General features: G+C 74.2%; 19 protein-coding genes. 9 read left to right on the forward strand and 10 right to left on the reverse strand.

Annotated features, from left to right (window positions below):
• Complete coding sequence (locus ACF1DX_RS01705; RefSeq protein ID WP_391789258.1) at window positions 1-537, forward strand: HNH endonuclease; 537 nt, start codon at window positions 1-3, stop codon at window positions 535-537.
• A 315-nt stretch (window positions 538-852) separates the two neighbouring features.
• Complete coding sequence (locus tag ACF1DX_RS01710; RefSeq protein WP_391789259.1) at window positions 853-1,038, forward strand: hypothetical protein; 186 nt, start codon at window positions 853-855, stop codon at window positions 1,036-1,038.
• Here ACF1DX_RS01710 and ACF1DX_RS01715 read toward each other — a convergent pair.
• The 7 genes from ACF1DX_RS01715 to ACF1DX_RS01745 form a co-directional block, all read right to left on the reverse strand.
• Window positions 1,011-1,667, reverse strand: coding sequence for a class I SAM-dependent methyltransferase (locus ACF1DX_RS01715; protein ID WP_391789260.1), 657 nt, complete (start codon window positions 1,665-1,667; stop codon window positions 1,011-1,013). The genes ACF1DX_RS01710 and ACF1DX_RS01715 overlap by 28 nt on opposite strands.
• Before the next feature lie 397 nt (window positions 1,668-2,064).
• On the reverse strand, window positions 2,065-2,670 hold the full coding sequence (locus ACF1DX_RS01720; protein WP_391789261.1) for a hypothetical protein: 606 nt from the start codon (window positions 2,668-2,670) through the stop codon (window positions 2,065-2,067).
• Window positions 2,667-4,022: a hypothetical protein gene (locus tag ACF1DX_RS01725; protein ID WP_391789262.1), complete on the reverse strand. Its 1,356-nt coding sequence runs from the start codon at window positions 4,020-4,022 to the stop codon at window positions 2,667-2,669. Before ACF1DX_RS01725 ends, ACF1DX_RS01720 begins: the two co-directional genes overlap by 4 nt.
• The gene (locus ACF1DX_RS01730; protein WP_391789263.1) at window positions 4,019-4,831 is read right to left on the reverse strand and encodes an ABC transporter ATP-binding protein; all 813 of its coding nucleotides are present in this window, start codon (window positions 4,829-4,831) and stop codon (window positions 4,019-4,021) included. The genes ACF1DX_RS01725 and ACF1DX_RS01730 overlap by 4 nt, the downstream gene beginning before the upstream one ends.
• A 29-nt stretch (window positions 4,832-4,860) precedes the next feature.
• Complete coding sequence (locus tag ACF1DX_RS01735; protein ID WP_391789264.1) at window positions 4,861-5,946, reverse strand: zf-HC2 domain-containing protein; 1,086 nt, start codon at window positions 5,944-5,946, stop codon at window positions 4,861-4,863.
• Window positions 5,943-6,551: an RNA polymerase sigma factor gene (locus ACF1DX_RS01740; protein WP_391789722.1), complete on the reverse strand. Its 609-nt coding sequence runs from the start codon at window positions 6,549-6,551 to the stop codon at window positions 5,943-5,945. The genes ACF1DX_RS01735 and ACF1DX_RS01740 overlap by 4 nt, the downstream gene beginning before the upstream one ends.
• A 72-nt stretch (window positions 6,552-6,623) precedes the next feature.
• Entirely contained in the window at window positions 6,624-9,551 is a 2,928-nt protein-coding gene (locus ACF1DX_RS01745) for a beta-N-acetylglucosaminidase domain-containing protein (protein ID WP_391789265.1), read from the reverse strand.
• A 297-nt stretch (window positions 9,552-9,848) separates the two neighbouring features.
• Here ACF1DX_RS01745 and ACF1DX_RS01750 point away from each other — a divergent pair, with 297 nt between their 5' ends.
• The 4 genes from ACF1DX_RS01750 to ACF1DX_RS01765 all read left to right on the forward strand — a co-directional run bounded on the left by ACF1DX_RS01750 (window position 9,849) and on the right by ACF1DX_RS01765 (window position 14,256).
• Entirely contained in the window at window positions 9,849-10,130 is a 282-nt protein-coding gene (locus ACF1DX_RS01750) for a hypothetical protein (protein WP_391789266.1), read from the forward strand.
• A gap of 1 nt (window position 10,131) precedes the next feature.
• A complete protein-coding gene (malQ, locus tag ACF1DX_RS01755) occupies window positions 10,132-12,189 on the forward strand; it encodes a 4-alpha-glucanotransferase (protein ID WP_391789267.1) in 2,058 nt (685 codons plus the stop codon).
• A 212-nt stretch (window positions 12,190-12,401) separates the two neighbouring features.
• Entirely contained in the window at window positions 12,402-12,677 is a 276-nt protein-coding gene (locus ACF1DX_RS01760) for a hypothetical protein (RefSeq protein WP_391789268.1), read from the forward strand.
• 136 nt (window positions 12,678-12,813) lie between these two features.
• Window positions 12,814-14,256 (forward strand): FAD-dependent oxidoreductase, encoded by a 1,443-nt coding sequence (locus ACF1DX_RS01765; RefSeq protein ID WP_391789269.1) that lies wholly within the window; start codon window positions 12,814-12,816, stop codon window positions 14,254-14,256.
• A 45-nt stretch (window positions 14,257-14,301) separates the two neighbouring features.
• Here the strand turns inward: ACF1DX_RS01765 and ACF1DX_RS01770 are convergent, their stop codons facing one another.
• A complete protein-coding gene (locus ACF1DX_RS01770; protein WP_391789270.1) occupies window positions 14,302-14,808 on the reverse strand; it encodes a MarR family winged helix-turn-helix transcriptional regulator in 507 nt (168 codons plus the stop codon).
• A gap of 110 nt (window positions 14,809-14,918) precedes the next feature.
• Between ACF1DX_RS01770 and ACF1DX_RS01775 the strand changes: the two genes are divergently transcribed.
• Window positions 14,919-15,881: an EamA family transporter gene (locus ACF1DX_RS01775; protein WP_391789271.1), complete on the forward strand. Its 963-nt coding sequence runs from the start codon at window positions 14,919-14,921 to the stop codon at window positions 15,879-15,881.
• Window positions 15,882-15,984: 103 nt separating this feature from the next.
• Here the strand turns inward: ACF1DX_RS01775 and pepN are convergent, their stop codons facing one another.
• On the reverse strand, window positions 15,985-18,564 hold the full coding sequence (gene pepN, locus ACF1DX_RS01780; protein WP_391789272.1) for an aminopeptidase N: 2,580 nt from the start codon (window positions 18,562-18,564) through the stop codon (window positions 15,985-15,987).
• A gap of 194 nt (window positions 18,565-18,758) precedes the next feature.
• On the opposite strand from pepN, the gene ACF1DX_RS01785 reads away from it, so the two are divergent.
• Both ACF1DX_RS01785 and ACF1DX_RS01790 read left to right on the forward strand, forming a co-directional pair.
• Window positions 18,759-18,989 carry a ribbon-helix-helix domain-containing protein gene (locus ACF1DX_RS01785; RefSeq protein ID WP_391789273.1) on the forward strand — a complete coding sequence of 77 codons (231 nt, stop codon included), beginning with the start codon at window positions 18,759-18,761 and terminating at the stop codon, window positions 18,987-18,989.
• The gene (locus tag ACF1DX_RS01790) at window positions 18,976-19,323 is read left to right on the forward strand and encodes a type II toxin-antitoxin system PemK/MazF family toxin (RefSeq protein WP_391789274.1); all 348 of its coding nucleotides are present in this window, start codon (window positions 18,976-18,978) and stop codon (window positions 19,321-19,323) included. The genes ACF1DX_RS01785 and ACF1DX_RS01790 overlap by 14 nt, the downstream gene beginning before the upstream one ends.
• 55 nt (window positions 19,324-19,378) lie before the next feature.
• On the opposite strand, the gene ACF1DX_RS01795 is transcribed toward ACF1DX_RS01790, so the two are convergent.
• A complete protein-coding gene (locus tag ACF1DX_RS01795) occupies window positions 19,379-20,395 on the reverse strand; it encodes an aspartate-semialdehyde dehydrogenase (RefSeq protein ID WP_391789275.1) in 1,017 nt (338 codons plus the stop codon).
• Between the last annotated feature and the right edge of the window lie 104 nt (window positions 20,396-20,499).

The raw sequence follows: 20,499 nt of genomic DNA on the forward strand, positions 1-20,499 counted from the left end.
GTGCCGCATGCCCTGGTCCTCAACGCGTCGTACGAGCCGCTCGGCGTCGTACCGCTCCGCCGCGCGCTCGTGCTCGTCCTCGAGAACAAGGCAGTCTGCCTCGAGGAGACCGGCGCCCACCTGCACAGCGCGACCATCACCGTCCCCGCACCCAGCGTGGTCCGGCTCAAGCGTTTCGTGCGGGTCCCCTACCGGGGGCCCGTTCCGCTCACCCGCCGGGCGCTGTTCGCCCGTGACGGGGGCCGGTGCATGTACTGCGGTGGCGTCGCAACCAGCGTCGACCACGTCGTCCCGCGCAGCCGCGGGGGCAAGCACGTCTGGGACAACGTGGTGGCGTCCTGCCGCCGCTGCAACCACGTGAAGGCCGACCGCCACCTGATCGAGCTGGGCTGGCGCCTGCGCCACAAACCCGCCCCGCCCACCGGTCTGGCCTGGCGCATCATCGGCACCGGCCACAGGGACCCGCGCTGGCTGCCCTACCTGCAGCCGTACGGCGCGGACGACGCGATGGCCCGGATCGACGGCATCTCCGCCTGACGTCGTATCCGGGCCTACGTACGACAGGGGCCCGGCTTTGGGCTGCTCCGTGCGGCGTGAACGCTCCGGCGCCGGGTGTTCACGCTCGCGCGGACGGGCTCCGGGGCGGGAATGCCCCCTTCGGCGTACACCGTCCTGCCGACGGTCCGCGGCTCCCGGCCCCACCGCGCGGAGACCGCCTCGACCAGGGGAAGCCCCTGTCCGAACTGCTCGGCGCCGCCGGCCCCGCCCGGGCGCGGCCTCGGCAACGGCTCACCGCGCGGATCACTCACCTCGACCCGCAGGACACGGCGAGCGAGGGTGATGTGTACGCGGATGAGCCGTCCTCGGACGCTGCCGTGCGGCAGGGCGCTGGTCATCGGCTCCGACGCCGCCGTCCGCGATTCCGAGAACTCCGGTGACGGCCTGGTACTCCGCCTCGCGCCGCGGGCCTGGGTGCGGTTCGCGGGGGCGCTGGGGCGGCGGCTGCCCGCTCAAGGGCGACGCCACGAGAGTGTGTAGCGCCAGAAGAGCCGGCGGCGCAGCCGGGCGCCGGGCAGGACCTCGCGGGCCTCATCGGCGATGTCGGAGAAGGCCATGTCGGCCGGCCGGGTCCGCGCGGTCATCGAGACGGGCCGGGGCGCTCTGCGGCCCTTGTTCTTGAGCCACCCGGTGGCGGCGTTCAGCGGGATGGCGGCTGCGCCGAGCAGGTGGTCCGTGACGGTCCGCGGCCGGAAGAGGCCCACGACGACCAGAGTGCCGCCGGGAGCCAGGTGCCGCCGGAAGGCGGTGAGGGCATCGGTGAACGGCAGATGGTGGAGGGTGGCGACGCAGGTGATGACGTCGTGGGGTCCGGCGGGGAGCCCCGTCAGGGCGTCCGCGACCGCGAAGGACACCGGCGTCGTCTCAGGGGTCGACGCGCGCGCCCGTGAGGTGATCGCGGGGTCGGAGTCGATGCCCCGGACCTCGTCGGCGCGTCGGGCGAGGAGCCGGGCCAGGTCACCACTGCCGGAGCCGACGTCCAGCGCACGGCCGAACCGGCGGGGGAGCTGCCGCAGGATCCACCGGTGGTAGTGGGCGTTGTGGTCCCAGGGGTGGGCGGCGTTGAACCGGTCGAGCGCTCGGAGGACTCGGTGCGGCAGGGACGTCATGTGATTCCTCGGGGGACGGTCCGCTTCCGGTGAGCCGTACGTCGGCCACCCCGGGGGACGACGGCCCCGGCGTCGCGCGCGGCCGGCCTGCCGTCGGCGGCCGTCGGGCCGCGCCGGTACGGCGGTGACCCGCGTACTCCAGGTACGTGACCGGCTGGACCACCCGGCGGGACATGATTCCCCGAGAGCCCATGACACCTCCCCTGCCGAAAAGCGTGAGCATCTGGTGGGCGAATGTAACTCGCGCACTCAAATGAGCGGAATCTGAACGCCAGAGGCCGAAATGCTCTCGCTTTTCAAAAGCACGCATGCCTTCGACCGCTCAGGACGACGCGACAGCCCGGCCCCGGGGAACCCCCGTTCCCCCGGGACCAGGGCGATCACCCCGCGCGGTGCGTCAGCCGCGCCGCCCCTCGGGCCGCGCCCCGCGTACGGCGTACAGCGCCGAACCCGCCACCAGGAGTACGGCGGCGGTCACCCAGGCGATGTGCTGCCCGGCGGGCTGCACCGGCCACGCCCACAACGGGACCAGAAGGCCGCGCGCGTTCGCCGACCCCACGTACACGGCACTGACGTAACCGAAGACCGGCAGCCAGCTCAGCCGGGCCCCCAGCAGGGCGGCCGCGCCCGCGGTGAGGCCCGCGCACCCCAGGGTGTTGCGGATCATCGCCGCGGGGCCGAACGGGGAAGGATGCCCGTACACGGTCGCCGCCAGCAGCAGCGCGGCGCAGCCGGTCAGCGCCAGCAGATGGGCCAGGCGCCGGCGCCACCAGGGGCGCACCGCGGTGCGGTCCAGCTCGTCGGACGCGCTGTGCAGACCGGTGCCGATCACCGCCGCCGCGAACAGCGGCGCCAGCGCGACGACCGGGACCTGCCGGGACGGGTCCAGATACGCGTTCAGGTTCCGGGCACCCAGGACGGCGAGGGCGGCGGTCGCGACGAGCACCAGCACGGTGCGCGGAACGGTGCGCGCGCGGGCGTACAGCAGGAAGCCGTGCGTCACAGTGCCGGCACCCCCTTCGCGTCGCACTCGCCCCGCGTCGCGAAGTACGCCGACAGCCACGCGCGGCGCTCCTCCGCACCCATCGACGCCAGCCGCTCGCGTGCCGCGAGCCGTTCCCCGAGCGCGGTGCGCTCGGCGGCGCTGCCCCGCGCGTGATGCTCGTCGAACTGCCGCCGCAGCGGGCTGGGGGCCAGGTAGTACTCGACGGCGTCGTCCACGGCGGCCACCCGCGGCGTCACCTCGTCGCACTCCCCGCGTCCCTGCAGCGTCATCCCCGCCGCCCACGCGTACTCCTCGGGATCCGTGAGCCGCCCCCGTACGACGGACCAGCCGATCGGTGTGATCATCGGCAGCTCCACCTCGTCCGGTCCCGGCCGGCCCTGCCGGTCCTCGAAGCGCACCGGCAGGTTCTCCACGCCCTCCAGACGGCTCGTCATCCCGGACAGGGCCCTGGTGATCTGGGGGAGCAGCTCCTCGTAGCGGGCGTTCACGCAGATCTGCGGGGTGCTGGAGGTGTCGCACACCTGACGCCGGGCGAGCGGATCGGTGCGCCACAGGCCGTCGCCGGTCTGGACGAGCAGCGTCCCGGCGGCCGCCGCGGCCACCAGCGGCAGCAGCGCGAGCGTGCGGCGGCGCGCGGTGTGCGCGAGGACCGCGGCAGCCGTGAGCCCGCCCGTCCACGCCACCGTCACCAGGGGCTGCCACCACACCGGTACGGAGTCCGACGGGTGATCGGTGAAGGGCGACAGGTGACCGGCGGAGCCGGGATCGCCGTATCCGGCGACACCGAGCACGACGTACCCGGCCGCCGCCAGCAGCGGCGGCGCCAGCCGCCAGGCCACCAGACGGCCCACGACCTGCCCGGTCAACGCGGCGCACGCCAGGACGGCGGCGTCTCCGAGCGGTGTGCCCAGGTGGGGCCGGTCGCCCATGGCGCAGTACCAGGTGGCGAGCAGCGCGAGCGCCGTCGCGACGGCGTACCCGGCGACCAGCCACAGCGCGACCGGCAGGGCCGACGCGAGGAACGCCGCCGTCCGGCCGCGCACGGCCGTCGCCATCAACTCCCGCGTCCCGCGCCTGCGTTCCCGGCCGCCCTGCCAGCAGCCGGCCGCCAGGGCCAGCGGGACACCGAGGAGCATCGCCGTCGTGTGCACCTGGTCACGGGTCTCCGCCCAGCCCCCCTGCCACCGCTCCGATCCGGCCGCCAGCGCCACCACGAGCGTGAGCGTCATCGCCGCCCCGGCCCAGGGGGCGAAACCGCGCACGGCCTCCGCCCGCAGGGGGTGCCGGGCGCGGGGCGGGCGCGGCGACGCACCGCGCTTCTCGGGCACCCGCTCCGTCAGGAGGGTCATCGGGCCGTCCCTTCGGAGGCCGACGGCCGGCCCGCCCGCGCCTTTGGCGCACGGTGCGCCCGCAGCGCCGCCGTGTAGCCGCGTTCGATCGGGTGGTCGCCGGGGCCGCCCGCCGACTCGCCGAGAGCGGCGAGCGCCGGGGGCGTCCCGCGGTAGGCGACCCGGCCCGCGTCGACGAGGGTGACCTCCGTGCAGGCCGCCGCCACGTCCTCCACCAGGTGCGTGGAGACGATGACGGTGGACGAGGCGCCCAGTTCGCGCAGCAGCTCACGGAACTCCACGCGCTGTTCCGGGTCCAGGCCGGCGGTCGGCTCGTCGAGGAGCAGCACCCGGGGGTCGTTCACGACGGCCTGCGCGATGCCGACGCGGCGGATCATGCCGCCGGACAGTCCGCGCACCTTCGCGTCGATGCGGTCGGCCAGGCCGACGCGGGCGACGGCCCGCTCGACGGCGGCCGGGACGCGGTCCGCCGGCATCTCCTTCAGCCAGGCCACGTAGGCGACGAACTCCCGCACCGTGAAGCCCGGGTAGTAGCCGAAGTCCTGCGGCAGATAGCCCAGGTGGCGGCGGACCTCACCGCGCCGCCGGTGGTCGCGGGTGTCGTGGCCGAGGATCTCCACCCGGCCGCCGGACGGTTCGGCGACCGTGGCGAGGACGCGGATCAGCGAGGTCTTGCCGGCACCGTTCGGGCCGAGCAGACCGTGCACGCCGGGGCCGAAGTCCAGGTCCACCGAGTCCAGGGCGACGGTTCTGCGGTGCCGGACGTGCAGGCCGGTGGTCCGGACGGTGGCGGCCGGTGCCTCGGGCACGGGGCGGGAAACGGTGTACGGAGCCGTACTCAACTCTTCTCCAGGAAGTGGAAGGCGGGGCGGCGCGCGGCCAGCAGGGCGGCGGACAGGAGAGCCGCGGCCGCCCAGCCTCCCTGAGCCGGGGCGCCGCCGAGGTACGAGGACAGCCGCAGGCCCAGCTCGGCGGTGGGCCCGCCGGGGGCGGCGAGCACCGGACCGAGAACGGCGCACAGCCAGCCACCGCCGGTCACGGCGGTGGCGGCGCGCAGGCCGACGTACCCGGCGAGGGCCAGCGAGGCCAGGGTCAGCGCGAGGCCGGGCAGCAGCCAGGCGGCGGCGTTCGGGGCGTCCGTGGACGGCAGCAGCACCCCGGCGAGGGTCAGCAGCGGCAGACTCACCGCCAGCACGGCGGCCGTGCGCATCAGGACCAGCCGCAGTCCGGCCGAGGGCGTGGCCGCGGTGATCTCGTGCATCGGGTCGGCGTGCGGCCCGTAGGACAGGGCGACCCCGGCGACCGGCACGACCGGGGCGAGGGCCAGCAGCCAGGGCCGTGCGTGGGCGAAGCCGGCCCCGTGGGCGAGCGCGACGGCACCGACGGCGACGAGCAGCACGGCCGGCAGCCAGGCACCGCGCACGGCAGGCCCCAGGGCCCACAGCACGCGCACGGTTCTCGGGCCGGCGGACGGCCACCGGAGCGCCCTCAGCCCGGCCCGGCCCGGAAATCCGGCGGCGCGCGCGGGAACCGGCGCCCCGGAGACCGGACCGTACGCGGGTGACGCCGCCGGCACCGCTCCGGACGCACCGGCCGGCGCCGCCTTGTACACGTCGGTTCGGGCCGCCGTGCCGGTGTGGGTCTGTGTGGTGTCGTGGGGGTTGGTTCGGGCCGCCGTGCCGGTGCCGGCCCGAACCGTCTCGCGGACGTCGGCCAGTACCGCCTCATGGACGTCGGCCAGTACCGCCTCACGGATGCCGGCCAGGGCCGGACCCGCCACTGTCGCGCGTACCGCCCGCGAGACACGCAGCGCGCAGCCGGCGCAGGACTCCAGGTGTTTCTCCAGCGACCACGCGTCCGCCTCCGGCAGGCAGCCGTCGGCGTAACGGGTGACGAGGTGGTCGGACGCGTGCCAGCCGGTCATGCCGGACCTCCCATCGGTGACGGGCTCATCTGTGCCAGGACCGCCCGCAGTTCGGCGCGGGCGCGCATCGCGCGGGACTTGACGGTTCCCTCGGGAACGCCCAGCAGCCGCGCGGCCTCACGGGTGCTCAGCCCGTCGACGACCGTGGCACGCAGCACCTCCCGCAGTTCGGGCGAGATCCGGCCGAGGGCGGTGCCCACATCCCCGTACTCCAGGCCCGCCAGCACCCGGTCCTCGGCGGACGGCGCCGCGGCCCCGGCCGGCGGGAGACCGTCCCACGCCTCCTCCATCGGCGCCGTGCGCAGCCGCGCGGCCCGCTCCTGCGCCCGGTACGTGTCGACCAGTCGCCGCGCGGCGATGGTCCACAGCCAGCCGCCGGCCTGCTCGCCGCGGTGGGCGTCCGCCGACCGCCACACCGTGACGAACGTGTCCTGGAGCACCTCCCGCACGGTCTCGGGGTCGGCACAGCGCCGGCTCAGCCGCGCGTACAGCCAGCCCGCGTGCCGGTCGTACAACGCGGCCAGCGCCGTCGGGTCCCCGCCCGCGACGGCCCTCAGCAGCGTCGCGTCGGAGTCCCCCTCGTCCTTCTCCCGGTGGCCCCCCATGGGGCGGAACAGTCTCACACCCCGTCTATCGACGACCGCGGGGACGCCGGTTCACGGCACCGGCCGGCCCGGTCACCGGGCGACCGCGTACGCCTCCACCGACCACAGCGAGTAGCCGTACCGCGTCGCCCGCTTCTCGCCCCGGACGCGGATGTGCCGGACGCCGGGCTCGTCCATGCGGACGGTCTCCCGGCCGCCCCGGCTGTCGCGGACCGTCGCCGCCGTGCGCCAGGTACGGCCGTCCGCCGACACCTCCACGCGGTACGCCGACGGGTGCGCCTCCTGCCAGTGCAGCGCGACCTTGCCCAGCCGTACCGGACGCTCCAGCCCGACCTGCCACCAGGCGTCGTCGTCGACCGGGGACGACCAGCGGGTCTCCGGGTCGCCGTCGTTCGCCGCCGGGGCCGGGAAGTCGGGTGTCTCGTCGGCCGAGGAGCTCGCCCGGCCGGTGCGGGCCAGGTCGGGGCCGGCGGTGCGGGGGACGGCGTGGACCGTCAGTGTGCGGGTGGCGCCGGCGAAGGCGAGCCGGATGCCGTACGACCCGGTGGGCGTGCCCGGCTCCACGGTCACCTCGACCGGTACCTCCACCGGTGTGCCGCGCGGCACGGTCAGCGCGTCCTTCGGCACCTGGACGTCGATGCCCTTCGGGGCGTCCACGGTCAGCCTGCCGCGCACCTCGTCGGGGCGCAGCGAGCCGAGGGCGACCGTCAGCCGCCGGGTGCCGCCGATGTCGGTGTCCGCGCGGCCGTCGGGCGGCTCCACGGAGGCGGCGGGCGCGTCCGCGAACCAGGGGACCAGGTGCCGCACCCGGGAGGCGTCGGCGCCGGTGACCCGGACGGAGTCCACCGGGTCGTCGCCGGGCGGCAGTTCGGTGGCGCCCGACGGGGACAGCGCGCCCAGGCGGCGCCACCCCTCGCCCGGCACACGGACCTCCACGGTCCCCCGCGTGCCCGGCTCGGTGAGCACCGTCACGGCGTTCAGCGCGCGGGCGCGCGGGAGGTCGAGGACGCGGTCGCCGCCGGACCGCGCGGGCGGCTCGTGGCCGATGCCCGCCCAGCTCTCGTACGCCTGCCGCGCCCGGCTCAGGAACGGGTCCAGCACCCCCTCGCCGACCGTCACCCGGGAGGACTCCAGTCCCGCCCGCTGCTCGCCCAGCCGCCGGTACGCCGCCCAGGCGGCGTCCGCGTCCCCGGCCCGCTGCGCGCGCAGCAGGTCCAGGGCCGTGGTGCCCGCCTCGCCGTAGCGGGCCAGCCGCCGGGACCACGGGTCGACCTCGGTGGCGAGCCCGGTCCCGGACAGCCGCTCCGGCAGCTCGCGCAGGACGGTGAAGGCCGCGCGCAGCCGCGCCGCCTCCGTCGTCCCGTCCGTGCCGGGGGCGGTCGTACGGGCCCGCCGGAACGCCTCCAGCAGCGGCCGCAGATACGCCGACTCCTCGCCGCCCAGCACCGACGACGCGGTGTTCCCGGCGAGCGCGGCCAGGGCCTCCTCGCGCCGGGCGTCACCGCCGGCGAGATCGGCGATCGCGGCCCGCCAGGACTCCCGGGGACGGTAGTCGCGCGGGTTCCAGGCGAAGTCCGCGGCGGTGAACAGCGGGATGCGGGACGCCTCGGGCTGCGCCATCGCGTTGGCGAGCAGCGCGGCCGAGCCCGCCGCGACGGCCGGTTCGCGGCCCTGGTAGGGGCCGAGGAAGATCCGGCCGGGGGCGTAGTCGTTCACCGGGTAGTTGTCCATGGTCACCAGCGGATGCCCGAACACCTCCCGCGCCTTCGCCAGCTGGCCGCCCGTGATGGTGCTCGGCACCACCCCGACCCCGGTCCACGCCACCTCGACGTCCGCGTCCAGCTCCTCGGCGAGGGCACGCCGGTACGCCGTCGAACCCTCCTCGTAGAACTCGGTGGGCATCAGGGACAGGGCGGCGGCGTCCGGGTGGCGCTCCGCCAGGTGCCGGGCCACCGCGTTCGCCACGTGCGCCTGGGCGCGGGCGGCCGCGCCGGGCCCCGACCCGAACCGGCCGGCGTCCGCCCCGCAGTGCCACTCGCTGTAGCTGACGTCCTGGAACTGCACCTGGAAGGCGCGGAAGCCCAGCGCCCACATCGCGTCCAGCTTGCGGGTCAGCGCCCGCAGGTCGTCGTCCGAGGCGAAGCACATCGCCTGCCCCGGCGCCACCGCCCAGCCGAGCGTGACGTGGTCGCGCCGCGCCCGCTCCGCCAGCTCCCGGAACTCCGCACGCCGCCCGGCCGGATACGGCTCGCGCCAGCGGGCCTGCCGGTAGAGGTCCTCGCCGGGCGCGTAGAGGTACCGGTTCTGCTTGGTGCGGCCCATGAAGTCGAGCTGGGCCAGCCGCTGCCCGTGCGTCCACGGAGTGCCGTAGAAGCCCTCGGTGACACCGCGCACGGCGGTGCCGGGCCAGTCGCGCACGACGGCCGCGGTGAACGTGGTGCCGTCCGGGCGCAGCAGTTGGCGCAACGTCTGCACGCCGTGGAACTGACCGTCGCCGTCCGCGCCGGACAGGGAGACGGCACCCTTGCCGACGGTCAGCGCGTAACCGCCGGCGGGGAGGGCGTGCCGGGGGTCGCCCGGGGTGCGTTCCCTGTCCATGCGGACCACGAGCGCCCCCTCGGGCACCTGTGCGCCGAGGGCGGTGAACCGGCGCGCGCCCGCCTCCCGCAGCAGCGCGCGGAGCGCGTCGAGGGCGTACGGGTCGGCCGTCGCGTCCGCGATCAGGGCGACCTCCCCGGTCACCGCGACCGGGGCGCCGTTCGCGCGCAGGGAGTGCGGCCGCGGCCACACGGACGGCTCCGCCGCCCGCGCGGTGTCGGCGGCCGGGGACGCGGTGGTGCCCGGGGACGCGGTGGTGCCCGGCGCGGGCGGCGCGGCCACGGCGGCGGGCGCGGTGCCCAGGGTCCCGGCGCCCAGGGTGCCGGCGAGGACGGCGAGGGCGAGGGCGGTCCTTCTGGTGTTCGCCGCCGTGTTCGCCGTCCTGCCACGCCGTAGCCGCACGGGGCCCTCCTGGTCGCTCGACGGGCCGCCCGGCCCGGTGGCCGGTGCGGCCGTGTCCATTCCGTTACCGAGAAAACCCGAGCCCACCATTTCTGCGGTGAACGTGTCAATGAGAGTGGCCGTTGTGGCGCGTTTGTCCCACCGTGGAGGGAGGGGGCGGGGGAAGAATGTGATCAGGACCACGTTGGAAGACTTTGTGCGTCTGGCATCGCGCCCCCTGGGTAGGGCTGCGGGATAACCCGCACGACCCGCACGCCCCGCGTGATCCGCGCGCCGTGCTCGACGAGGAGGCCACCTGTGGCTGCACCGGCTTACGTCCCTTCCCCGGCCCTGTCCAAACCCGTGGCGGAGCCCTCCGCCGACTTCGAGGAACCGCACTTCTGCGTCTTCAGCGCGGAAGGATCCTGCGCCGAGGCACCGCTGACCAGCGAACCCCCGCTGCCCGACGCCGAACCCCTCACCAGCGAACCGCCGCTCGCCGACGCCACCCCCCTGACCAGCGAGTCCGACGCCTTCCTGGACACCTCGGACTCCTCCGGGCTCGACTCCTTCCCGGCCCAGTACCGCCCGGAGCCCTAGGGTGAGCGCGCCACGGCCGGCCGAGCCCCCCTCCGAGGACCTGTCCCGGCTCGCCGCCCTGCACGGCGTCGCCACCTCGTACCACCCCTCCCCGGACCACACGGTCGCGGCCACGGCCACCGCCGTCTCCCTCACGCTGGCCGCCCTCGGCGTGGACACGGCCACCCCCGAGGCCGTACGCGCCGCCCTCACCGCCCGCGAACGGGAACTCGGCGAGCGGCTGCTGCCCCCCACCGTGGTCGGCTGGGGCGCCGGCACCCCGGCCGCCCTCACCGCGCTCCCCGGGGGCACCCGGCTGCTCGTCCGCACCGAACAGGGCGAGACCCGCGACCGGGCCGAGCACCTCCCGCCCGGCGTGCACGAACTGACCGCCATCACCCCCGACGGCCGCACCGCCCACGCCCACCTGATCGTCGCCCCCACCGGGCTGCCCGCGCCGCCCGGACGCGCGTACGGGCTCCTGGTCCAGCTCTACTCCCTGCTCTCCCGCCGCTCCTGGGGCATGGGCGACCTCGCCGACCTCGGCGAACTCGCCGGCTGGGCCGGACGCGCCCTCGGCGCCGGGTTCGTCCAGGTCAACCCCCTGCACGCGGCCGTCCCCGGCCCCCCGACCGACCCCTCCCCCTACCGCCCCTCCTCCCGCCGCTTCCCCGACCCCGTCCACCTGCGGATCGAGGACGTCCCCGAGTTCGCGTACGTCGACGACCGCGACCGCGTGCGCGCCCTGCTGGAGCGGGCCGGACGGCTGCGCGAGGCGGTGCTGGACGACGGCGCCCTGATCGACCGGGACGCCGTGTGGGAGGCCAAACGGGAGGCGCTGGAACTGGTGCACCGGGTCCCGCTCGGCCCCGGCCGCCGCGCCGCCTACGACGACTTCCGCGCCGGACAGGGCCAGGCCCTGGAGGACCACGCCACCTGGTGCGCGCTCGCCGAGGTCCACGGCGCCGACTGGCACCGCTGGCCCGCCGCACTGCGCGACCCGCGATCGCCCGACACCGCCCGCGCCCGGCACGAGCTGGCGGACCGCGTCGACTTCCACTCCCGGCTCGTCTGGCTCACCGACGCCCAGCTCACCGCCGCCCAGCGGACCGCGCGCGAGGCCGGGATGCCGGTCGGGATCGTCCACGACCTCGCCGTCGGCGTCCACCCCGGTGGCGCCGACGCCTGGGCCCAGCAGGAGTACTTCGCGGCCGGCATGTCCGTCGGCGCGCCCCCGGACGCCTTCAACGCGCGCGGCCAGGACTGGGGCCTGCCGCCCTGGCGCCCCGACCGGCTCGCCGCCTTCGGGTACGCCCCGTTCCGCGCCCTGCTGCGAGGACTGTTCCGGTACGCGGGCGCCCTGCGCATCGACCACGTGATGGGCCTGTTCCGGCTCTGGTGGGTCCCCGAGGGCCACCCGCCCACGGAGGGCACGTACGTCCGTTACGACGCGGAGGCGATGCTCGCCGTCCTCGTCCTGGAGGCGTCCCGGGCCGGGGCGGTGGTGATCGGCGAGGACCTGGGGACCGTCGAGCCCGGCGTGCGCGAGGCGCTGCGCGAGCGGGGTGTGTACGGCACGTCGGTGCTGTGGTTCGAACGGGACTGGGACGGCGACCGGCGCCCGCTGCCGCCGGACGACTGGCGTGCGGACTGCCTGGCCACCGCCACCACCCACGACCTGCCGCCGACGGCCGCGCGGCTCAGCGGGGAGCACGTGGAGCTGCGGGACGGTCTGGGGCTGCTCACGCGGTCACCGGCGGAGGAGCGGGCGGAGGCGGCGGCCGACACGGCGGAGTGGCGGGAGCTGTTCGTACGGCTGGGGCTGATGGGGGCGGGCGCCTCCGAGGAGGCCGAGATCCAGGCCGTCCACCGGTACCTGCTGCGTACGCCGGCCCGGATGATCGGGGTCTGGCTTCCCGACGGCATCGGCGACCGGCGCCCGCAGAACCTGCCCGGCACGTGGGACCAGTACCCGAACTGGCGGCTGCCGGTGGCGGACGCGCGGGGGAGGCCGGTGACGCTGGAGGAACTGGCGGCGTCGGCTCGGCTACGGGCACTGATCGACGTACTGAGGGAATGACGCGTGGCGGCGGGCAGTCGTGCCTCCCCCCCCCCCGTGCCTCAAGGGCCTGGGAGGTGCCCCCAGCGGCACAGGTGGGCCGGGGGCGCCCCCTGTGGGAGAGGCACCCCGCAAGCGCCGGGCCACGCGAACACCGCCAGCCCCTTCCCGCACGGGCCCCTTAGGACACCCCGCCCGCGCGAGGCCCGACCGAGTTGGATAGTTTGGGCACCGTGGACAAGAAGAACGCCCTGCGCGCCGGCGCCCTGGCAGCCGGTACGACGCTGATGATGCTGCTCATGTCGTCCCCCGCGCTCGCGCTCAACCGCGACGACGGTGACGACCCCGGCACCGGTCTGAGCGTCATCGAGACGCTGGGCCTCTACGTCGTGGCCCCGATCGCGCTGTTCGTGATCATCGCCGGCCTGGTGATGGTCGGCGACAAGTCGCACAAGAAGAAGGACACGACCAGCTCCAACATCAGCACCAAGGCCGAAGCCAAGGCCTGACCCGGGGCTCACCCGCTCGTGAAGAGGGCGCCGTCACCGCCGTACGCGGGGCCGGCGCCCTCAGCGCTGCCGAAAAGCGCCCTTGCGCGTTCCGCCGCGGCACGATCTCCTCACAGATGGCACCGAGGAGGTCCTGATGAACGGCACCACCCGTACCGTGATCGTGGTCGGCTCCGGCCCCACCGGCCTGCTGCTGGCCGGTGACCTGGCGGCCGCGGGCGTCCCCGTCACCGTCGTCGAGAAGCGCGCCCGCGGGATCAGCAACCTCTCCCGCGCCTTCGTCCTGCACGCCCGCACCCTCGAACAGCTCGACGTGCGGGGCCTGGCCGACGAGCTGGAGGCGGTCGGCCGCCCGCTCGACCGGCTGCGCCTGTACGACCGGCTCGAACTCGACCTCCGCGCGCTCCCCTCCCGCTTCCCCCACCTCCTGGTCATCCCGCAGTACGAGGTGGAGAAGGCCCTGCTGCGGCGGGCCGTCGAAGCCGGCGCCGACTTCCGGTACGAGACCGAGGCGACCGGACTGACCCAGGACGCGGACGGCGTGACGGTCAGGACGAAGGGCCCCGGCGGGGAGCGCGGAGAACTGCGGGCCGCGTACGTCGTCGGCGCCGACGGAATGCGCAGCACCGTGCGGGAGGCGGTCGGGCTGCCGTTCCCCGGACGTTCCGTCATCCGGTCCGTGGTCCTGGCGGACGTACGGCTCGCCGAGCAGCCGGAGACGCTGCTCACCGTGAACGCCGTCGGGGACGCCTTCGCCTTCCTCGCGCCGTTCGGCGACGGCTACCACCGGGTCATCGGCTGGAACCGGGCCCGCGACGTCCCCGACGACACCCCCCTCGACCTCGACGAGATCAAGGAGATCACCCGCCTCGCCCTCGGCCGGGACCACGGCATGCACGACGCCCGCTGGATGTCCCGCTTCCACAGCGACGAACGCCAGGCGCCCGCCTACCGCGTGGGCCGCGCCTTCCTCGCCGGGGACGCCGCGCACGTGCACACCCCGGCCGGCGGACAGGGCATGAACACCGGCATGCAGGACGCGGCCAACCTGAGCTGGAAGCTCGCCCAGGTGCTGGACGGCCACGCCCCCGACTCCCTGCTCGACACCTACCACGCCGAACGGCACCCGGTCGGCCGGGCGGTGCTGCGCAGCAGCGGCGGCATCGTCCGGCTCGCTATGGCCCGGCGCTCCACGGCACTGGCGCTGCGCGCGGCCCTGGCCGCGGTGGTCACCCACGCCGCCCCGGTCCGCCGCAGGGCGCTCGGCCAGGTCACCGGCGTCGGCGTCCGGTACGCCGCGCCCCTCGGCGCCCACCGCATGACCGGCCTGCGCGTCCCCGACGTGACGCTCAGGGGCGGCCGCCTGCACCAGGCGCTGCGCGGCGGCCGTTTCGTACTGATCACACCGGAGCCGTACGGCGACGGGGGCGCCCGCAAGGAACGGCTGGCGGTGGAACGCTGGGCGTCCGGGAGCCGCCGTACGACCGTGCTGGTACGCCCCGACGGATATGTGGCCTGGGCGTCGGACTCCGCCGGCGCCGCCGACGTCGAGGCCGCGCTCGCCACGCACGTCGGCTGAGGAGCCGGGGAGCCGGGGGAGCTGAGGAAGGGGAGAGCGCGGCCCCTACTTCTCGGTCACGAGCAGCAGCTCCCGCAGCAGACCGGCCAGCTCCCCCGCCCGTTCCCCGCCCAGGGCGGACAGGGCCTCCGTCTGGACGGCGAGACCCGCGCCGACCGCCGCGTCGATCAGACGCAGGCCCGCCTCGGTGAGCGTGACCTGCAGTCCGCGGCGGTCGTGCGGGTCGGGGGAGCGGCGGAGCAGTCCCGCGCGCTCCAGCTTGTCGAGGCGGCCGGTCATCCCGCCGGTGGTGAGCATCAGCGTGGCCGAGAGCCGGCGGGGGGAGAGGGTGTAGGGCTCCCCGGAGCGGCGCAGGGTGGCGAGGACGTCGAACTCCCCGCGGGAGATCCCGTACTTGGCGTACTCCTTCTCCATCCGGTCGCCCATGGCGCGCGCGAGCCGGAAGACGCGCCCGAAGACCTCCATGCCGTCGGTGTCGAGATCGGGCCGTACCCGCGCCCACTGTTCGATGATCGCGTCGACGGGGTCCTGGGGGCGCTGCTCTGCGGTCATGGACAGGAGTATCCGCCGAGAATGGGTCACCCGCAAGAAAGTAGATTGACGGCAAGTAGCTTGCTGCTAAGCTACTTGCCATCGACCTGTTCGGAAGAGGTGTGCCCGTCATGGCCGCGAACCGTGCCACCCTTATCGCGCTCACCGCCCTCGCCCCCGTCTCCTGGGGCACCACCTACGCCGTGACCACGGAGTTCCTCCCGTCCGACCGGCCTCTGTTCACCGGCCTGATGCGTGCCCTGCCCGCCGGACTGGTCCTGCTCGCACTCGTCCGGGTGCTGCCGCGCGGGGCCTGGTGGTGGAAGGCGACGGTGCTGGGCGCGCTCAACATCGGCGCCTTCTTCCCGCTGCTGTTCCTCTCCGCGTACCGGCTGCCCGGCGGCATGGCGGCGGTGGTCGGCTCGGTGGGCCCCCTGCTCGTGGTCGGCCTCTCGGCGCTGCTGCTGGGGCAGCGGCCGACGGCCCGCCATGTGGTCACCGGCGTCGTGGCCGCGTTCGGTGTCAGCCTGGTGGTCCTGAGGGCGGCCGGCGCGCTGGACGTGCTGGGTGTCGCCGCGGCCCTCGCCTCCACGGCCTCGATGTCCGCCGGCACCGTCCTCACCAAGCGCTGGGGCCGCCCGGAGGGTGTCGGCCCGCTCGCCCTGACGGGCTGGCAGCTGACGGCCGGAGGCCTGCTGATCGCGCCCGTCGCCTTCCTGGCCGAGGGCACCCCGCCGGCCCTGGACGCCCCGGCGGCCGCCGGCTACCTCTACCTCGCCCTGGCGAACACGGCGATCGCGTACTGGCTCTGGTTCCGGGGCATCGGCCGCCTCAGCGCCACCCAGGTCACCTTCCTCGGCCCGCTCAGCCCCCTCACGGCGGCGGTGGTCGGCTGGGCGGCCCTCGGCGAGAGCCTGACACCGCTGCAACTGACGGGCATGGCGCTGGCGTTCGGCGCGACGGTGGCCGGCCAGAGCGCCACCCCGTCCGTCCGGACGGCCCCTGCGGCAGCCGCGCCCTCCCGCGCCGCGCCGCGCGGTGCCGCCGAGGACGCGCGCCGGCACCCCTCCACTCCCTCGGCGGAAACTGTTTGACGCCCCGGAAAGCGGGCGGCCCGACGGTCACTGAAAACCCCGTCGGGCCGCACCCGCCCCGGACGCCCGGCACAAGCCCCGGGCGCCCCGACGCGCGTACCGGCTAGGACGCCGCCGCGTCCGCCGCCTGGGCGCGCAGAGCGCGCTCCACGCCCGCGCGGGACTCCGAGACCAGGCGGCGCAGGGCCGCGTTCGGCTCGGCGGAGGTCAGCCAGGCGTCCGTCTTGTCGAGGGTCTCGCCCGAGACCTGGACCGTCGGGTAGAGGCCGACCGCGATCTGCTGGGCCATCTCGTGCGAGCGGGACTCCCAGACGTCCGCCAGCACCTCGAAGTACCGGTCCGTGTACGGCGCCAGCAGCTCCCGCTGGTCGGTCTGGACGAAGCCGGCGATGACCGCCTCCTGGAGGGCGTTCGGCAGCTTGTCGGACTCGACGACCGAGGCCCACGCCTCCGCCTTGGCCTCCTCGGTCGGGCGGGCCGCGCGGGCGGTCGCGGCGTGCCGCTCACCGGCCGCCGTCCTGTCCCGCTCGTACTCGTCCGCGATCTCCGCCTCGTCGAACCGGCCCACCGCCGCCAGCCGCTGCACGAACGACCAGCGCAGCTCCGTGTCCACGGCCAGCCCCTCGACGGTCTGCGTACCGGCCAGCAGACCCTCCAGCAGGTCGAGCTGCTCCGGCGTACGGGCCGTCGCCGCGAACGCCCGTGCCCACGCGAGCTGGTGGTCGCTCGCCGGCTCGGCGGACCGCAGGTGGGCCAGCGTGGCGTCGGTCCAGCGGGCCAGCAGGGTCTCGCGGGCGTTCGGGTCGGCGTACAGGTCGATCGCCAGCTTCACCTGGCGGTGCAGCGACTGCACGACGCCGATGTCGGACTCCTTGCCGATGCCCGACAGGACCAGGGACAGGTAGTCGCGGGCGGCGAGTTCCGCGTCCCGCGTCATGTCCCAGGCGGAGGCCCAGCACAGGGCACGCGGAAGGGACTCCGCGAAGTCGCCCAGGTGCTCGGTGACGAACGCCAGCGAGGCCTCGTCCAGGCGGACCTTGGCGTACGACAGGTCGTCGTCGTTGAGGAGCACCACCGCCGGGCGGCGCTTGCCGGCGAGCTGCGGCACGGCCGTCAGCTCACCGTCGACGTCCAGTTCGACGCGCTCGCCGCGCACCAGCTTGCCGGTCGCCTCGTCGAGGTCGTACAGGCCGACCGCGATGCGGTGCGGGCGCAGCGTCGGCTCGCCCTTGGCGCCGGCCGGGAGTGCCGGGGCCTCCTGGCGGATGCCGAAGGAGGTGATGACACCGTCGGCGTCCGTCTCGATCTCCGGACGCAGCACGTTGATGCCGGCCGTCTCCAGCCACTGCTTCGACCACGTCCTCAGGTCGCGTCCGGAGGTCTCCTCCAGCGCGCCCAGCAGGTCGGACAGGCGCGTGTTGCCGTACGCGTGGCGCTTGAAGTACGCCTGCACGCCCCGGAAGAACTCGTCCTCACCGACGTACGCGACGAGCTGCTTCAGCACGGACGCGCCCTTGGCGTACGTGATGCCGTCGAAGTTGACGAGCACGTCGTCCAGGTCGCGGATGTCCGCCATGATCGGGTGCGTGGACGGAAGCTGGTCCTGGCGGTAGGCCCAGGTCTTCATCGAGTTGGCGAACGTCGTCCACGAGTGCGGCCAGCGCGAACCGGGCGCGGCGGCCTGGCAGGCGATGGACGTGTAGGTGGCGAACGACTCGTTCAGCCACAGGTCGTTCCACCACTCCATGGTGACCAGGTCGCCGAACCACATGTGGGCCAGCTCGTGCAGGATGGTCTCCGCGCGCACCTCGTACGCGGCGTCCGTCACCTTCGACCGGAAGACGTACTGGTCGCGGATGGTCACCGCGCCCGCGTTCTCCATCGCGCCCGCGTTGAACTCCGGCACGAAGAGCTGGTCGTACTTGGCGAACGGGTACGCGTAGTCGAACTTCTCCTGGAACCAGTCGAAGCCCTGCCGGGTGACCTCGAAGATCGCGTCGGAGTCGAGGAACTCGGCCAGCGACGGGCGGCAGTAGATGCCGAGCGGGACGGACTGGCCGTCCTTCTCGTAGACGCTGTGCACGGAGTGGTACGGGCCGACGATCAGCGCCGTGATGTACGACGAGATGCGCGGGGTCGGCTCGAACGTCCAGACGTTCTCCACCGGTTCCGGCGTGGGCGAGTTGGAGACGACGGTCCAGCCCTCCGGCGCCTTCACGGTGAACTGGAAGGTCGCCTTCAGGTCGGGCTGCTCGAAGCTCGCGAAGACGCGGCGGGCGTCCGGCACCTCGAACTGGGTGTACAGGTACGCCTGGTCGTCGACCGGGTCGACGAACCGGTGCAGACCCTCACCGGTGTTGGTGTACGCGCAGTCGGCGCTCACCCGGAGGATGTTGCGGCCCCTCAGCAGGCCGGGCAGGGCGATGCGGGAGTCCGCGAAGACCTCGGCGGGGTCGAGGGAGTCCCCGTTGAGGGTCACCTCGTGCACGGTGGGGGCCACCAGGTCGATGAAGGACTCCGCGCCGTCGCCGTCCTCGGCGACGTCGAAGCGCACCGTGGTCACGGACCGGTAGGTGCCGCCCTCCTGCGCGCCGGAGAGGTCGAGATCGATCTCGTACGAGTCAACGGTCAGCAGCTTCGCCCGCTGCCGCGCCTCTTCGCGAGTCAGGTTTGTGCCAGGCACGCGGTCATCTCCTCGATATGTGTGGGTTGCGCCATCCTTCCACGCGACATCGGGATGAGGCGATGACCGAGCCGGATCATGGGGATACCCCTGTGTCGGTTGTGTCGGTTGTGTCGGTCCTGTCGGAGCGGGTCCGGCCGGTGGTCCCGCATTCGGGTGGCCAAGGTGTTCATACCGAGAGTAGGATCGACGGTATGAAGATTAGTGTGAGCCTGCCTCAGGAGGATGTCGCCTTCGTCGATGAGTACGCCGCGCGTATCGATGCCGAGTCCAGGTCGGCCGTGATACACGCCGCGATCGAGCTGCTGAGGCAGGCGCAGCTCGTGCAGGAGTACACCGAGGCGTTCGCCGAGTGGGACGCGAGCGACGACGCCGCCCTCTGGGACCGGACGAGCGGGGACGGGATCACCGATGAGGCGTGGTGACATCTACATGGTGGACCTGGAACCGGCCAGGGGCAGCGAGGCCAACAAGGTCAGACCCGCTGTGATCGTGTCCAACGACGGAGCCAACGAGTCCGTCGAGCGGAACAGCCGAGGTGTCGTCAGTGTCGTGCCGCTGACGTCGAACACCACTCGGATCCTGTCGTTCCAGGTATTCCTGCGCGCTGACGAAAGCCGTCTGCCCAAGGACTCCAAGGCGCAGTGCGAGCAGGTGCGCGCCGTCGCGCCGGAGCGGCTGCGGGAACGGGTCGGTGCCGTACCCCGACAGCGCATGGCCGATATCGACGTGGCGCTGCGGCGGCATCTGGCGCTCTGAACGCCCTGAGGGGGCGCCCACCGGTGGGCGCCCCCTCAGTCATGCCTGCGGCGCGTTACGCGCTCAGCTCCGCCGCCACCAGCTCCGCGATCTGTACGGCGTTCAGCGCCGCGCCCTTGCGGAGGTTGTCGCTGGAGACGAACAGCGCGAGGCCGTGTTCCACCGTCTCGTCGGGGCGGATCCGGCCGACGTACGACGGGTCCTGGCCGGCGGCCTGGAGCGGGGTGGGGATGTCGGTGAGGACGACGCCGGGGGCGTCCGCCAGCAGCTCGGTCGCGCGCTCGGCGCTGATCGGGCGGGCGAAACGGGCGTTGATCTGCAGCGAGTGCCCGGAGAACACCGGAACGCGCACGCACGTGCCGGAGACCTTCAGCTCGGGGATCTCCAGGATCTTGCGCGACTCGTTGCGCAGCTTCTGCTCCTCGTCGGTCTCGTTCAGGCCGTCGTCGACCAGGTTCCCGGCGAAGGGCAGCACATTGAAGGCGATGGGGCGCTTGTAGACGCCGGGCTCGGGGAAGTCGACCGCCGCGCCGTCGTGGGTCAGCCTGTCGGCCTCGTCGATCACCTTCCGCGCCTGACCGTGCAGCTCCGCGACGCCCGCGAGGCCGGAACCGGACACGGCCTGGTACGTGGCGACGACCAGCGCCTGGAGGCCCGCCTCCGCGTGCAGCGGACGCAGGACCGGCATCGCGGCCATCGTCGTGCAGTTCGGGTTGGCGATGATGCCCTTGGGGCGGTTCGCGATCGCGTGCGGGTTCACCTCGGAGACGACGAGGGGGACCTCGGGGTCCTTGCGCCAGGCGGAGGAGTTGTCGATCACGACCGCGCCCTGCGCGGCGACCTTCTCGGCCAGCGCCTTCGAGGTCGCGCCGCCCGCGGAGAACAGCACGATGTCCAGGCCGCTGTAGTCGGCGGTGGACGCGTCCTCCACCGTCACGCCGTCCAGCTCCGTGCCGGCCGAGCGGGCCGAGGCGAACAGGCGCAGCTCCGTGACCGGGAAGTTCCGCTCCTTGAGGATCCTGCGCATGACCGTGCCCACCTGACCGGTGGCTCCGACGATTCCGACCCTCACGGCGACTCCCTACTCTGTCCTGATTCGTATCCGAATGCCTGGCCGAGGCTCTTCCATAATGCGGCCGACCACGGCCCGCCTGTCCAATTCTTTGCCCCTCCCGC

Origin of the sequence: Streptomyces sp. NPDC014676 (assembly GCF_043084105.1) — a bacterium.
Taxonomy (GTDB): Bacteria; Actinomycetota; Actinomycetes; order Streptomycetales; family Streptomycetaceae; genus Streptomyces.